11 protein-coding genes are annotated in these 13321 nt (G+C 64.9%); 7 read left to right on the forward strand and 4 right to left on the reverse strand.

The features are described 5' to 3' along the window. Positions 1–277: 277 nt before the first annotated feature. Together AAFN84_RS03915 and AAFN84_RS03920 are read left to right on the forward strand one after the other, a co-directional pair. Positions 278–1600: a Ppx/GppA phosphatase family protein gene (locus AAFN84_RS03915; protein ID WP_347513785.1), complete on the forward strand. Its 1323-nt coding sequence runs from the start codon at positions 278–280 to the stop codon at positions 1598–1600. After that, positions 1597–2334 (forward strand): RlmE family RNA methyltransferase, encoded by a 738-nt coding sequence (locus AAFN84_RS03920; protein WP_347513195.1) that lies wholly within the window; start codon positions 1597–1599, stop codon positions 2332–2334. The genes AAFN84_RS03915 and AAFN84_RS03920 overlap by 4 nt, the downstream gene beginning before the upstream one ends. Here AAFN84_RS03920 and AAFN84_RS03925 read toward each other — a convergent pair. Beyond that, on the reverse strand, positions 2323–3735 hold the full coding sequence (locus AAFN84_RS03925) for an MFS transporter (protein WP_347513196.1): 1413 nt from the start codon (positions 3733–3735) through the stop codon (positions 2323–2325). The two genes, AAFN84_RS03920 and AAFN84_RS03925, sit on opposite strands and share 12 nt — an antisense overlap. Before the next feature lie 229 nt (positions 3736–3964). Between AAFN84_RS03925 and AAFN84_RS03930 the strand changes: the two genes are divergently transcribed. Continuing rightward, positions 3965–4942 (forward strand): MBL fold metallo-hydrolase, encoded by a 978-nt coding sequence (locus AAFN84_RS03930; protein WP_347513786.1) that lies wholly within the window; start codon positions 3965–3967, stop codon positions 4940–4942. Positions 4943–4996: 54 nt separating this feature from the next. On the opposite strand, the gene AAFN84_RS03935 is transcribed toward AAFN84_RS03930, so the two are convergent. Continuing rightward, a complete protein-coding gene (locus tag AAFN84_RS03935) occupies positions 4997–6178 on the reverse strand; it encodes an amino acid aminotransferase (RefSeq protein WP_347513197.1) in 1182 nt (393 codons plus the stop codon). A 141-nt stretch (positions 6179–6319) separates the two neighbouring features. Here AAFN84_RS03935 and AAFN84_RS03940 point away from each other — a divergent pair, with 141 nt between their 5' ends. From AAFN84_RS03940 to AAFN84_RS03955, 4 genes are read left to right on the forward strand one after another with little or no spacing between them, the layout of a single operon-like run. Beyond that, positions 6320–7573, forward strand: a complete 1254-nt coding sequence (locus AAFN84_RS03940) for a sarcosine oxidase subunit beta family protein (protein ID WP_347513198.1) — start codon at positions 6320–6322, stop codon at positions 7571–7573. An 11-nt stretch (positions 7574–7584) separates the two neighbouring features. Then, positions 7585–7851 carry a sarcosine oxidase subunit delta gene (locus AAFN84_RS03945; RefSeq protein WP_347513199.1) on the forward strand — a complete coding sequence of 89 codons (267 nt, stop codon included), beginning with the start codon at positions 7585–7587 and terminating at the stop codon, positions 7849–7851. Next, positions 7848–10562: a 2Fe-2S iron-sulfur cluster-binding protein gene (locus tag AAFN84_RS03950; RefSeq protein ID WP_347513200.1), complete on the forward strand. Its 2715-nt coding sequence runs from the start codon at positions 7848–7850 to the stop codon at positions 10560–10562. The genes AAFN84_RS03945 and AAFN84_RS03950 overlap by 4 nt, the downstream gene beginning before the upstream one ends. Then, a complete protein-coding gene (locus AAFN84_RS03955; protein ID WP_347513201.1) occupies positions 10555–11076 on the forward strand; it encodes a hypothetical protein in 522 nt (173 codons plus the stop codon). The genes AAFN84_RS03950 and AAFN84_RS03955 overlap by 8 nt, the downstream gene beginning before the upstream one ends. Position 11077: 1 nt before the next feature. Here the strand turns inward: AAFN84_RS03955 and AAFN84_RS03960 are convergent, their stop codons facing one another. Together AAFN84_RS03960 and hutC are read right to left on the reverse strand one after the other, a co-directional pair. Then, positions 11078–12496, reverse strand: coding sequence for an amidase family protein (locus AAFN84_RS03960; RefSeq protein WP_347513202.1), 1419 nt, complete (start codon positions 12494–12496; stop codon positions 11078–11080). A gap of 65 nt (positions 12497–12561) precedes the next feature. Next, complete coding sequence (hutC, locus tag AAFN84_RS03965; protein ID WP_347513203.1) at positions 12562–13284, reverse strand: histidine utilization repressor; 723 nt, start codon at positions 13282–13284, stop codon at positions 12562–12564. Positions 13285–13321 lie beyond the last annotated feature (37 nt).

Genomic DNA, 13321 nt, shown 5'->3' on the forward strand with positions numbered 1-13321 from the left:
ACCCTAAAGATAGGCGGGTGTGGAGCTCGCCAGGCAGGGCGGCTTTGGCCCTTGGTGTTTGTCGCGGTCGCTGCTAGTCTGTCGCCAACAGAAGAGTTGATCGCGCCCGCTGCGTCCTTTCCGGTTCGCGCGGCGCTGAAGGAAAACGAGAGTGGAAGACCCCCATCGAGGCGCGATCGCGCCGCAAGACGGGGCGTCGGGTGGTGAAAGTGGCGCGTCGCGCGCCTCCGAGCCGCCTGCAAGCCGGGAGACCGTCCCGGAAGGTGCCCAGCCGCATATGACGCGGACGGCCCGTGACGCCCAAAACGGCAAGGCGCAGACGAAGAAGCGCCGCAAGCGCCGGCGCGGCCGCAAGGTGTTCGCGCGCGACACTCTCGGGGACATCCAGAAAGCAACGCAGCTTGACGCTGCAAACGGGCAGATGGCTTCATCTTCGGATGCACGCGTCGATGCCCGGATGGTGCTCGAAACGCAGGGTGCGGCTACCGAAACACTGGAAGCGGCCGGCGTTGATCGTACTGGTGCGCGTGAAGGGCCGGGGGAGCATTCCCCAAATGCGCCGTCCTCAGCACGTTCGGGTCGTGCGGGGGATGCCCCGGTCTATGCCGCGCTGGATCTCGGCACGAACAATTGCCGGCTGCTGGTCGCCATCCCGGGCAAGCCGGGACAGTTCCGGGTGATCGACGCGTTCTCGCGAATCGTTCGCCTGGGCGAGGGGCTATCCGCATCGGGCCGTCTCGGCGACGCCGCGATGGACCGTGCCGTGGACGCTCTGAAGGTATGCGCCGACAAGCTGCGCTCGCGCCAGGTGCGCAAGGCGCGCCTGATCGCCACCGAGGCCTGCCGGTCGGCGGACAACGGCTACGAGTTCCTCAAGCGGGTCCAGGCCGAGGCCGGTCTCGACCTGGAGATCATCGACCGCAAGACCGAGGCGCGGCTGGCGGTTTCGGGATGCGGCTCTCTGGTCGAGCGCGACACCGACGGTGTCGTGCTTTTCGACATCGGTGGAGGCTCTTCGGAAATCGCCCTGATCGACGTGTCGCGCCAGCGCACCCCACGGCTTGCCAATCACATCGTCTCGTGGACATCGCTGCCGGTGGGCGTGGTGTCGCTCGCCGAGCGCTTCGGCGGGCGCGATGTATCTCCGGCGGTGTTCGAGGCAATGGTCGAGGATGTCGCGGCGATGCTGGCGCGGTTCGAGGGTCGCACGCGGCTTTCGCATCTGGGCAAGGATGCGCGTTTCTACCTGCTCGGCACCTCGGGCACGGTGACTACGCTCGCCGGCGTGCATCTGGGCCTCGAACGCTATGATCGCCGGCGTGTCGACGGATTATGGATGGACAACGCGAATGTCGATGCGATGATCGCAAAGCTGCTGGGCTGGGGGTTCGAGGAGCGCATGGCCAATCCGTGCATTGGCGCCGACCGGGCCGACCTCGTGCTGGCCGGCTGCGCGATTCTCGAGGCAATCCGGCGCTATTGGCCATCGGAAAGGCTGCGTGTCGCCGACAGGGGCCTGCGCGAGGGAATGCTGTCGGAACTGATGGCCGACGACGGGGCCTGGCGGCGCAATCGCAGGCGGGGAGCGGTGTTGCGATGAAGAAGCCGGTGAAGGGTGGGGGCCCAGCGAAGCCGAGCGGCGCGCGCGCGCTGAAGACGCGGATCAAGAAGAAGAGCGGGCTGAAGAATTCGTCGCGCCGCTGGCTCGAACGGCATCTCAACGATCCATACGTGCATCGGTCCAAGGCCGAGGGCTACCGGTCACGTGCTGCGTTCAAGCTGATCGAGATCGACGACAAGCACAAATTGCTCAAACCTGGCCAACGGATCATCGATCTTGGCGCGGCACCCGGCGGATGGCTACAGGTGGCGGCCACGCGCGTCAGGTCGCCCGAATCCGCGCCGTCCGTGGTCGGCATCGACTATCTGGAGATGGATCCGGTGCCGGGCGCCACGATCCTGCTGCTGGACTTTCTCGAAGACGACGCGCCTTCCCGCCTGATGGAGGCACTTGGTGGCGAACCGGATCTCGTGCTGTCCGACATGGCGGCACCAACGACTGGACATCGCCGCACCGACCATATTCGCACCATGCATCTTTGCGAGGTCGCCGCCGATTTCGCCGTCCAGGTACTCAAGGAGGGGGGCCACTTCCTCGCCAAGACGTTCCAGGGTGGAACCGAGAGCGGACTGCTGGACCTGCTGAAGCGCAACTTCCGCACCGTGCACCACGTCAAGCCGCCGGCATCCCGCGACGAATCGGTCGAACTCTACATTCTGGCAAAACACTTCAAGGGCAGGACCGTGGCGCCCGACGCCGCCTCAGACGATTGATGGCGGGTTTTCGTCTTCGGGCTTGAGCCGGCGATGCCCCGAGACACCGACGCCCGCGTCGGGAGACAGGCCGAGCAGCGGGATCACCGCGCAGGCCGCCAACACGGCAATCATGATAAAGGCGGTGGAGAATGCAGCAAGCCCTGTAGGCTCTCCGGTGACGATGTGGTGCGCTTCGAGCAGCATACCTGCCACCGAGACGCCGAGAGCGATCGAGATCTGCTGCGAAACCGCCGAAAGCGCGGTCGCCTGGCTCGCCTGCCGATCATCGATTTCCGCGAATGTAAGCGCATTGTTGGAGGTGAAGAACAGGGACCGGGTGAAGCCGGACGCGATGAGCACCGCGATGATCAGCCAGTAGGGTGTCTGCGGCGTGAAGAAGCCGTTGGCGCCGATCAGCAGCGCACCGGTGAGCACGGCGAAAATCAAAACGTTGCGGAAGCCCGCCGCCCGCAATGCCGTCGTGGCGAAGAACTTCAGCGATATCGCGCCGATGGCGCTGGCAAAGGTCAGCATGCCTGACTCGAACGGATTGAGCCCGAAGCCGATCTGAAACATCAAGGGTAGCAGGAAGGGCGTCGCGCCGATCCCGATGCGGAAGATCGAGCCGGAGAGTATGGCGATGCGCGGCACCGGATTGTCGAACAATCGCAGATCGAGGATCGGCTTCATTACCCGCCGAGCATGGCGAACGTAGAGGACGGCGGCTATCGTTCCGATGACGAGAGTTGCAATCCCGACCAGCGGCGGCAGCGCCGGCATGCTGACGACGGAGAGCCCGAAGACGATGCCAGAGCAGGCGACGGCGGCAAGAGCGAATCCGGGCCAATCGATCCGCCCGACCGGCACCGGCGGCATGTCAGGCAATACCCGTCCGGCAACCAGAACGCCCAGGACGCCGATCGGCACGTTGATGAGAAAGATCCAGTGCCAGGTAAAGAATGTGGTTATGAACCCTCCGACCGGAGGGCCGACGAGCGGCCCGATCAGCGCAGGAACGCTCAGCCACGCCATGGCCGAGACCAGTTGTGCACGCGGGGTCGAACGCACGAGGACCAGTCGGCCGACAGGCGTCATCATCGCGCCGCCCATGCCTTGCAGGAAGCGCGCTCCGACGAACTCGTAGAGCGTTCCCGCAGCCGCGCAGGCCAGCGACCCGCATACGAACACTCCGATCGCGATGCGGAACACGCGTTTGGCGCCGAAGCGGTCCGCCATCCAGCCCGACACTGGTATGAAGATGGCTAGGGCGACGAAATAGGTCGTGAGTGCGAGCTTGAGCGTGATCGGGCTGGTGCCGATATCCGCAGCGATCGCCGGCAGCGAGGTGGCGATAACGGTCGAGTCCATCTGTTCCATGAACAGGGCGACCGCCAGGATGAGCGGCACGGTACGGTTCAATGGGATGGTCCGGAATGCACCGCAAATTGCGTTCGCGGCAAAAGGATCGTCAGCATGGCGGCGAGGTAGCATGGATTGTGCAGATTCTTCAATCCGTAAGTCAGCCTTATTATATTTTGGACGTCGGTCGATTCTCACTTGGCGGTCACGTTGGTGTGAGTCCCTTGCCTTGGGTTTGTCACAAGTCCATTTCGGCTTGCATCGATTGCAACCAAGGGAGACGAAGATGATGATTTCGACTGATCGCCGGTCCGCGATGAAACTGGGGTTGGTGGGTGCCGCGGGATTGGCGGCGCCGCAGATCCTGACGCGCGCGGCCCAGGCGCAGGCGCCCATGTCGGATATCGGCAATGCCGGCTTTCACCGTTTTACCCTTGGCGATTTTGAAGTCACTTCCATTCAGGATGGCACGCGGGCGATGGATGAGCCGCACACGATCTTCGGCCAGGACCAGGCGCCGGAAGATGTGGCCGCGTTGCTTGAGGAAAACTTCCTGCCAACAGACCGCTCGCTCAACGGATTTACGCCAGTGTTGGTCAATACGGGATCAGAAGTCGTGCTTTTCGACACAGGCCTTGGCGCCGGCGCCCGCAGTAACGGCATGGGGCAGTTGCGCGCGCGGCTGGAGGCGTCAGGATACAATGCCAGCGACGTTTCGATCGTCGTGCTGACGCATTTTCATGGTGACCATATCGGCGGTCTCATGGAAGACGGCGCGCCTGCGTTTCCGAATGCACGCTACGTGATGGGACAGGTCGAGTATGATTTCTGGACCGCCGACGAGCGGCTGTCTGGCCCGACGGAAGGCAGCGCCAATGCAGTACGGTCCGGCGTCGTTCCGCTGGCAGAAAATGCCACCTTCGTTGCGGATGGCGACGAGGTCGTACCGGGTATCACGGCGATGCTGGCTCCGGGGCATACGCCCGGGCACATGATCTTCAATCTCGAATCTGGGAGCAGCCGGCTCGTGCTGACGGCCGATACGGCCAATCACTACGTCCTGTCGCTGCAGCGGCCCGACTGGGAGGTTCGCTACGACATGGACAAGGAAGCGGCAGCACAAAGCCGCCGTCGCGTCTTCGACATGATCGCAACCGATCGGGTGCCGTTTATCGGCTATCACATGCCGTTCCCGGCCGTCGGCTTCGTGGAAAAGATGGACCAGGGCTACCGGTTCGTGCCGGTCAGCTACCAGATGGCGCTCTAGCCTTCGCCAGAATGAAGGGGCCGGCAGCGATATCGCGTCGCTGCCGGCTTCGTCTCAGAGAACCGTTACCACTTTCGTCGCGAGCTCATCGAGGCGATTCCCCGGCAACCCGGCGACGTTGAAGCGGCTGTCGCCGACGATATAGACGCCGTGATCCGCGCGCAGCCGCGCCACCTGCTCGGCTGTCAGGCCAAGGCGGGAGAACATGCCGCGCTGCCGGGCGATGAAGTCGAAACGATCGGAATTCGACTGGAGGCGCAGCGCGTCGGCAAATCCTTGGCGCAGGCCCTGCATGCGCATGCGGACCGTCTCCAGCTCTTGCTTCCAATCCGCACGCAGATCGTCGTCGTGAAGCACGATGCGAACGCACGCTGCCGCGTGGTCCGGCGGCATCGACCAGATGCCGCGTCCAAGGCCGAGCATCTGGCCATGGGCGACGTCGGCTTCCGCCGCGTTGCGTCCGAGGATGATGGCCGCGCCAGCGCGGTCGCGATAGACCGAGAAGTTCTTGGAGCAGCTCGCAGCCGCCATGAGTTCCGGCACTGTCTTGGCGAGGAGCCGCAGACCGCCGGCGTCCTGCTCCAGCCCATCGCCAAAACCCTGATAGGCGATGTCGACGAAAGGCACGAGACCGCGCTCGGCGAGCAAACCGGCAAGCGCCTTCCACTGTTCCTGCGATAGATCCGCGCCGGTCGGATTGTGGCAGCAGCCGTGCAGCAGCACCACGTCACCCGCTGGCAATGTGTTCAGCTTGGCCATCATCGCGTCGAAGTCGATCGCGCCGGTTGCCGCATCGAAATAGGGGTAGCTCTGCGTGGCAAGTCCCGCCGCGCGCAGGATCGGCAAGTGGTTCGGCCAGGTCGGATCCGGGAGCCAGACGGTCGCATCGGGGCGCGACAGGCGTATCAGGTCGGCCAGGAGCCGAAGCGCGCCGGTGCCTCCGGGTGTCTGGGCGGACCGGAGGCGTGTGCGATCCGCCTTCTCGCCGAAGACAACGCCGATCATCAGTTCGTTGAAGACCGTATCGCCGGCAAGGCCGAGATAGCTCTTCGTCGCCTGAGTCTCATGCAGGCGGCGTTCGGCCTCGCGCACGGCGCGCATGACTGGCGTCTTGCCATCGACATCCTTGTAGACGCCGACGCCGAGATCGAGTTTGCCCGGGCGCGGATCGTCACGATAAAGCGACATCAGCATCAGGATGCCGTCGGGTGCTGCAGGTTGAAGTGTCTCGAACATGGGGCCCCTCTGAAAAAGCGCCGCCACAAAGCCTCAAAACGAGCGCCGGCGCAACAGATTTGGTCGCATCCGTGATTGTGCCAGAAGCCCTGCTGCCCTTATAGCTCGCGATGTCGATTCCAGTGCCGGGAGAGGGCGAGCGTGACGAGGCGTTATTCGGCTTTCAGTCTGTTTCGCGAAGGACTGCGCGGTCATACCGGGTGGCAACCCGCGTGGCGTTCGCCGCAGCCGAAGCGGCGCTACGATGCCATCATCATCGGAGGCGGCGGACAAGGCCTGGCGACCGCTTACTATCTGGCGAAGAACCACGGCATGACGAATGTCGCGGTTCTGGAGAAGAGCTGGATCGGCGGCGGCAACACCGGCCGCAACACCACCACCATCCGCTCGAACTATTTCTATCCCGAAAGTGTCGCCCTCTACGATTTCGCGCTGAAGCTTTATGAAGGGCTGTCGCGCGAGCTCAATTACAACATCATGCTGTCGCAGCGCGGGGTCGTCACGGTTTCGCATTCCGATGCCGAGATGGAGATGGCGGCGCGCCTCGTCAACGCCATGCAGATCAATGGCACCGATGCCGAATTGCTCGACCGGGATGGCGTGCTGGAAAAGGCGCCGCTGCTGAATGCAAGCGACGAGGCCCGCTACCCGATTTTCGGCGGCACCTGGCAGGGCAGGGCCGGTGTCGCCCGCCACGACGCGGTTGCCTGGGGCTATGCGCGGGCGGCGGACGCAAAAGGTATCGACATCATCCAGAACTGCGAAGTGACGGGCTTCATCGTGGAGGACGGCCGATGCGTCGGCGTCGAAACGTCCCTTGGCCCGATCCGCAGCGATGCGGTGGGGCTGGCAGTCGCCGGCCATTCCGGTGTGCTGGCGGCAAAGGCCGGATTTGCCCTCCCCATCCGTTCCTACTCGCTGCAGGCGATGGTGTCGGAGCCAGTGAAGCCCTGCCTTGACACCGTGGTGCTTTATCTCGGGACCGGCACGTACCTTTTCCAGTCCGACAAAGGCGAAATCGTGGTGGGCGGCGGACTCGACCGGGTGCCGTCCTATGCCCAGCGCGGCAACCCGCCGATGCAGCAACATGTCATATCCGGCATGCTGGAAATGTTTCCCGCGTTCGGCCAGCTCCGGATGCTGCGCCAATGGGCCGGTGTCGTCGACGTGGTGCCGGACTCCTCGCCGATCATCGGCCCGTCTCCGGTGCCAGGGCTTTATCTCAATTGCGGCTGGGGTACGGGCGGATTCAAGTCGATCCCGGCGGGAGGCTGGCTGATGGCGCATCTGATTGCCACGGGCGAGCATCACGACATCAGTCGACCGTTCGACCTCGAGCGATTTGCGACAGGCCGCCTCGTTGACGAAGCGGCTGGCTCCGGCATCGCACATTAGGAAACCTGGCCATGCAGCTCTTTTCCTGTCCTTTTTGTGGGTCACGCGATGAGACGGAGTTTGTGTTCGGGGCTGAGGCCGGCAAGACGCGGCCGGAGCCAGCGGCCGAGGTTTCCGCCGATACCTGGGGCCGCTACCTGCATTTCGCCGACAACCCCCGTGGTCCGACCCGCGAGATATGGCAACACGTGACCTGCGGCGAATTCTTCCTCATGGAGCGCGACACTGTGAGCCACGCGGTCGCGGCAACGGTCGATCTTCGCGGAGACAAGGCATGAGCGGGCGCCGGATCGGCAATAACGCGCAGGCTGCACTGCGCTTCACTTTCGACGGCAAGCCGCACCAAGGTCAGGCAGGCGACACCATCGCCTCCGCGCTGCTCGGCAGTGGCGTCAGGATCGTCGGGCGATCATTCAAATATCATCGCCCACGGGGCATTTTCGGATCCTGGAGCGAGGAGCCCAATGCGATCGTCGACGTCACGTTGGCGGGCGTCACCACGCCTAACCTGCGTGCGACGACGGAACTGCTGCAGGATGGGATGGACATCCGCTCGGTCAATGCGCGGCCAACCGCCGAGGGAGATCGTCTCGGTCTTCTCGATCGCTTGTCGCCGTTCCTGCCCGCCGGCTTCTACTACAAGACGTTTCTGTGGCCGGACTGGCATGTCTTCGAGCCGCGCATCCGCGGAATGGCTGGTCTGGGCCGCCTCGACCCGGGAAACGAGCCTCCGGCGGAGGCGGCCATTGTCAATGCCGTCTGCGACGTGCTGGTGGTCGGCGCAGGGCCGGCTGGCCTCGAGGCGGCAAGAGACGCGGCCATTGTCGGCGACCGGGTGATTCTCGTCGACGACCAGTTCGCGCCCGGAGGCTCGATGCTGCATCGGGAGCCGGAGGGCGCGGCGTGGGCCGCAAAGCTGGTGGCGGAGTTCGAACAGGCTGGTGGCAGGCTGCTCCTCCGCACCACTGCCTTCGGCATCTATGACCACAATCTCGTGTGCTGCTGGGAGAGGCGGATCGGCGCGTCCGACCGGCAGTGGCGCATACGGCCGCGCCGCATCGTGCTTGCGACCGGCGCCATCGAACGGCCGCTGGTGCTGCCCGACAACGACCGACCCGGCGTGATGGCGGCAGAAGCCGCGCTCGTCTATCTGCGGCGCCACGGCGTCATGGTCGGGCAGCGCGTGGTTCTGGCAACCAACAATGACAGGGCGCTGGCCGTCGCCGATGCGCTCCGGCAAGCCGGCGCGCAGGTCACGGTCGCGGATTTGCGCGACGGTGCGACCATCGACGCCATCCACGGCGCGAACGGCGTCGAAGCAGTGACCGTCTCCGGTAAACGCGTCGAAGCGGACTGCGTCCTGCTTTCCGGCGGGCATACGCCCACCATCCATCTGTTCTGCCAGGCCAAGGGAAAATTGCGTTACAGCGAGGACATCGCCGCTTTCGTGCCGGGTGACCCGGTCGAGGGCGTGTCGGTCATTGGTGCCGCCGCCGGCGATCTCGGCGACTATTCGGTCACACCTGCCTGGCCGAAGCCAGGTTCGAAATCGCGCCAATGGGTCGACTTCCAGAACGATGTGACGCTCAAGGATGTCGAACTTGCCGCGCGCGAGAATTTCCGGTCCGTCGAGCATCTCAAGCGCTACACGACGCTCGGTATGGCGACCGACCAGGGCAAGACATCCAACATGAACGGGCTGGCGGCGATGGCCGCCATCACCGGGCGCACTATCCAAAAGACCGGCACCACGACCTATCGGCCGCCATTCACGCCGGTACCGTTCACCGTGGTCGCGGGAAGACGCCGCGGCGAACTTTTCAACCCGACCAGGCGGCTGGCGCTGGAGGCCGAGCACCGGGCTGCCGGAGCGGTGTTCCGCGAATATGGCGGCTGGCTGCGCGCTGCCTGGTACGGACAAGGCACGGCCACCGATGAGGTGACACGCGAGGCCCGCCAGGCGCGTGAGACGGTGGCGATCTTCGACGGCTCGCCGCTCGGCAAGATCGAGGTCTTCGGCCCGCAGGCCGGCGCGCTGGTGGACTACAATTCCTACAACACGCTTTCGACGCTGAAGCCGGGCCGCATCCGCTACGGCTTCATGCTGACGGAGACAGGCGTAATCTATGACGACGGCGTCGTCTCGAAACTCGCCGACGATCACTATGTGGTCTCATGCTCTTCCGGCCATGTCGCGGGCGTCGTCGCGCGCCTGGAGGAATGGCGACAGGATCGTTTCGACCCGCGCCAGGTCTTCGTCCACAACCTGACGCCGCACTGGTCGACGCTGACGGCCTGCGGGCCGCGCGCCAAGGCGCTGGTCGACGCACTGTCGCTGGGCGTCGATCTCGACGATGCCGCGCTGCCGCACATGGCCACGGCTGATGGCAGCTTCGAGGGCGCGCCGGCACGGGTCGCACGCGTCAGCTTCACCGGCGACCGCTCCTACGAGATTTCCGTGCCGGGCTCGAAGGCCGCTTCTCTGTGGCAGGCGATGAACGAGGCGGGCAGGACGCTCGACGCGGTGCTGATGGGGTCCGAGGCGCTGCTGCTGCTGCGCGCCGAGAAGGGGTACATCATTGCCGGCAAGGACACGGACGGTACGTCGATGCCGCAGGATCTCGGGTTGACGGGGCCGCGCGACAAGCGGGCGGGGGAGTATGTCGGGAAACGATCGCTTTTCACGGAGAACGCGATGCGCGACGACCGCCAGCAACTCGTCGGGCTGACGGTCTCCGACGGCGGCGCGGCGCTGACGACCGGCTCGCACGCGGTTGCGCAGTCCGGCGGTTCGCGCCGGTCGATCGGCTTCGTCACGTCGAGCTATGACAGCCCGACGCTCGGTCGCCCGATTGCGCTGGGGCTCATCCAGAACGGCCTTGCGCGCATGGGCGAGGAGATCGAGTTCGTCCATCTGGGAACGCCGCGCCGCGCGACCGTTTCTGCGCCGTGCGCATTCGATGCCGAAGGGAGCCGCCTCAATGCTTGAGACCATGCGCGATCGCGGCAAGTTCTGGACGCCGGCACCGGGATTGAGCGCTCGCATAGAGCGAAACGATTTTTCGGCGGGCTTCGTCACAGGCCTCCAGCAGGTGCTGATTTCGGGCGACCTGGACAAGGCCGCTGCGGCGATCGCACCATCCGCGCGTGAAGTCGGCCTGTGGGGATTGGCGGAGGGGACGCAAACTTGGGTGCGCTTCGCGCGCGACCGGGCATTGCTGGTCTCAACGGCATCGTTGGAGATCGCGCCTGGATGGCGGGACGGCTATGTGGCCACGCCCTGCGATGATGGCTATGCCGTGATCGACCTGTCCGGCCCGGCATTGCCCGAAGTTGTAGCCGAAGCGACCTCCGCCGATCTGGAGGCTGGCAGCCCATCGGCCGCGATCCTGTTCGCCGGTGTGACCGCGTTGCTCTACCGCTCCAACCCCAGAACCGCGCGACTGCATGTCGAGAGCCCGCTTGCCGCCTATCTCTGGCGTTGGCTGGAAGAGCGGAAGTAGGTCAACCGCCCGAACGCGGGTCGATCGGGTTTACCGTTCTGAGATCGAGCAGCGTTTCGAGCTGGCGGGCGCCGGCCAGGAGTTTTGCCTCACCGCGCGGACGCGCGACGACCTGCAGCCCGACCGGCAGCCCTTCCGACGTGAACCCGCATGGCAGTGACAATGCAGGCGCGGTCGACAGCGTGATCGCATAGGCGAGCGCCAGCCAGTCGATATAGCTGTCGAAGGTGTGGCCGGCGCATTCCGCAACGTAGCGCTGTTCGATCGGGTAGGGCGGCACGATGGTGGTGGGCGTCAGAAGAAGGTCGTAATCACCGAAGAAGGCGAGCGTGCGCTTGATGATTTCGGCGCGCTGCGTCTCTGCCTCGATGATCTCGGTAAGCGGCAGCTTCAGACCCTTCTCGATGTTCCAGATCACCTCCGGCTTGAGCAGGTCGGGGTAGTCCTTCAACTTCTGGGCATGGCTGGCAGCGAACCCGCGCGCGCGCAAAACCTGGAATGCGTTGTGAGCATCGGAGAAATCCGGGTGGGCATCCTCCACCTCGATACCGAGTTCGATGAAGCGATAGGCCGCCTTGCGACAAATCTCCGCCACCTCAGGATCGACCGGCGTGATGCCGAGATCGGCGCTGAAGGCGACCTTGCGCAGATTGGCAGGGCGGCGCGCTGCCTCGAGATAGCGCGTGCCATCACGAGGCAGGGAGGTCGGGTCGTGGGGATTCTCGCCCGTCATCGCATCAAGAAACAGCGCGACATCTTCCACCGTGCGCGCCATCGGTCCCTCGACAGACAGGATGCTGTCGACGAGCGTGCCGGGATCGCTGGCCACGCGGCCTGGGCTCGGACGCATGCCGACGATGCCGCAGAAACTTGCGGGGCTGCGCAGCGAGCCGCCGAGATCCGAACCCTGCGCGACCCACGCCATGCCGGTGGCAAGCGCCACCGCCGCACCGCCCGACGAACCGGCTGCAGAGCGGCTGGTGTTCCACGGGTTCAACGTCGCGCCGAACACTTCGTTGAAGGTATTGGCTCCCGCGCCGAATTCGGGCGTCGCCGACTTCGCATAGACGATGCCGCCTTCCGCCTCGATGTTCTCGACCATGATGTCGGACCGCTGGGGGACGAAGTCGGCGAAGATCGGCGAGCCCCAGGTGGTACGCACGCCTTCGACCTCGGTCAGGTCCTTGATGGGGACCGGCAGTCCCGCCAGCCGGCCGCGCTGCGCGACCGGCTTTTCCATTAACGCGCGTGCCCGCTCTCGCGCGCGGTCGAAACACAGCGTCGGCAGCGCATTGACCACGGGATCAACGGTCGCGATGCGTTCTTCCAGTGCATCGAGAAGGTCGAAGGGCGAGATTTCCTCGGCCTTGAGGCTGTCGACGATCTCGCTTGCTGACCGGTTGATGAGCGACGCTGTCATGGGAACTCCTGGCGCATTCGTAGGGCTCAGGATGACCGGCGGTCGAGTAGAAGGCAACCGCTTCGTCAGCCCTGCGGCGTGAAACGCGCGACGACGGTGTGGTTGGCGCCTGGATAGGTGAGGCACACGTGCGTGACCGGCATGTCCCCGGTCCAGGTGCGGCGCTCGATCACCAGGCATGCGGTTCCGGCTTCCACCGCGAGCAACCTCGCGGCGCCGCGGTCGGCAACCATCGCACGAATCGCGTGTTCGGCGCTGCTCCACGGTACGTGGCTCAGGAGCCACGGCCCCGGTGAAAGGCTCTCGAAGGTTTCGTGGCGCGCTTCCGGCACGGCGTCGAGACTGATGAGGCGCTCTTCAAGGCAGAACGGCGCCTCACCGGCCCAATGCAGGCATGTCAGAGCAAGGAGTGGAGCAGACGGTGCAAAGCCGAGCGCGGTGTCGTGAGGGGCGGTTGCGGTTCGGGTGCCGTGCGTGATGCGCTGGTAGCGATAGGGTTGGCCGAGCGCCTCGACTTCCGCGCGGATGTCGTGGATTTCGAGCACCGCCGCCTGGGACCGTGGCCGCGCGACGAAGCTGCCGGCGCGCTTGCGGCGATCGATCAGACCCGCCCGCGCAAGCTGCGTCAGCGCCTTGTTCACCGTCATCCGAGAGCAGCCATACTGTTCGGTCAGTTCGTGCTCGAACGGTATCCGGTGGCCCGGCGGCCAGTCGCCCGAGACGATCCGGGCGCCTATGTCGGCGAGGATGCGTTCATGCAGAGAATTGCCGTCTCCGCTGCCACTCATGATCTTGACTCGGCCCGAGCTATCATTTCTTATGTAT

Origin of the sequence: Mesorhizobium sp. CAU 1741, assembly GCF_039839275.1 — a bacterium.
GTDB lineage: Bacteria > Pseudomonadota > Alphaproteobacteria > Rhizobiales > Rhizobiaceae > Aerobium.

Coding starts and splice junctions, on each gene's coding strand:
- AAFN84_RS03915 (WP_347513785.1), top strand. CDS start 278: ATGACGCGGACGGCCCGTGACGCCCAAAACGGCAAGGCGCAGACGAAG.
- AAFN84_RS03920 (WP_347513195.1), top strand. CDS start 1,597: ATGAAGAAGCCGGTGAAGGGTGGGGGCCCAGCGAAGCCGAGCGGCGCG.
- AAFN84_RS03930 (WP_347513786.1), top strand. CDS start 3,965: ATGATTTCGACTGATCGCCGGTCCGCGATGAAACTGGGGTTGGTGGGT.
- AAFN84_RS03935 (WP_347513197.1), bottom strand. CDS start 6,178: ATGTTCGAGACACTTCAACCTGCAGCACCCGACGGCATCCTGATGCTG.
- AAFN84_RS03945 (WP_347513199.1), top strand. CDS start 7,585: ATGCAGCTCTTTTCCTGTCCTTTTTGTGGGTCACGCGATGAGACGGAG.
- AAFN84_RS03950 (WP_347513200.1), top strand. CDS start 7,848: ATGAGCGGGCGCCGGATCGGCAATAACGCGCAGGCTGCACTGCGCTTC.
- AAFN84_RS03955 (WP_347513201.1), top strand. CDS start 10,555: ATGCTTGAGACCATGCGCGATCGCGGCAAGTTCTGGACGCCGGCACCG.
- AAFN84_RS03960 (WP_347513202.1), bottom strand. CDS start 12,496: ATGACAGCGTCGCTCATCAACCGGTCAGCAAGCGAGATCGTCGACAGC.
- hutC (WP_347513203.1), bottom strand. CDS start 13,284: ATGAGTGGCAGCGGAGACGGCAATTCTCTGCATGAACGCATCCTCGCC.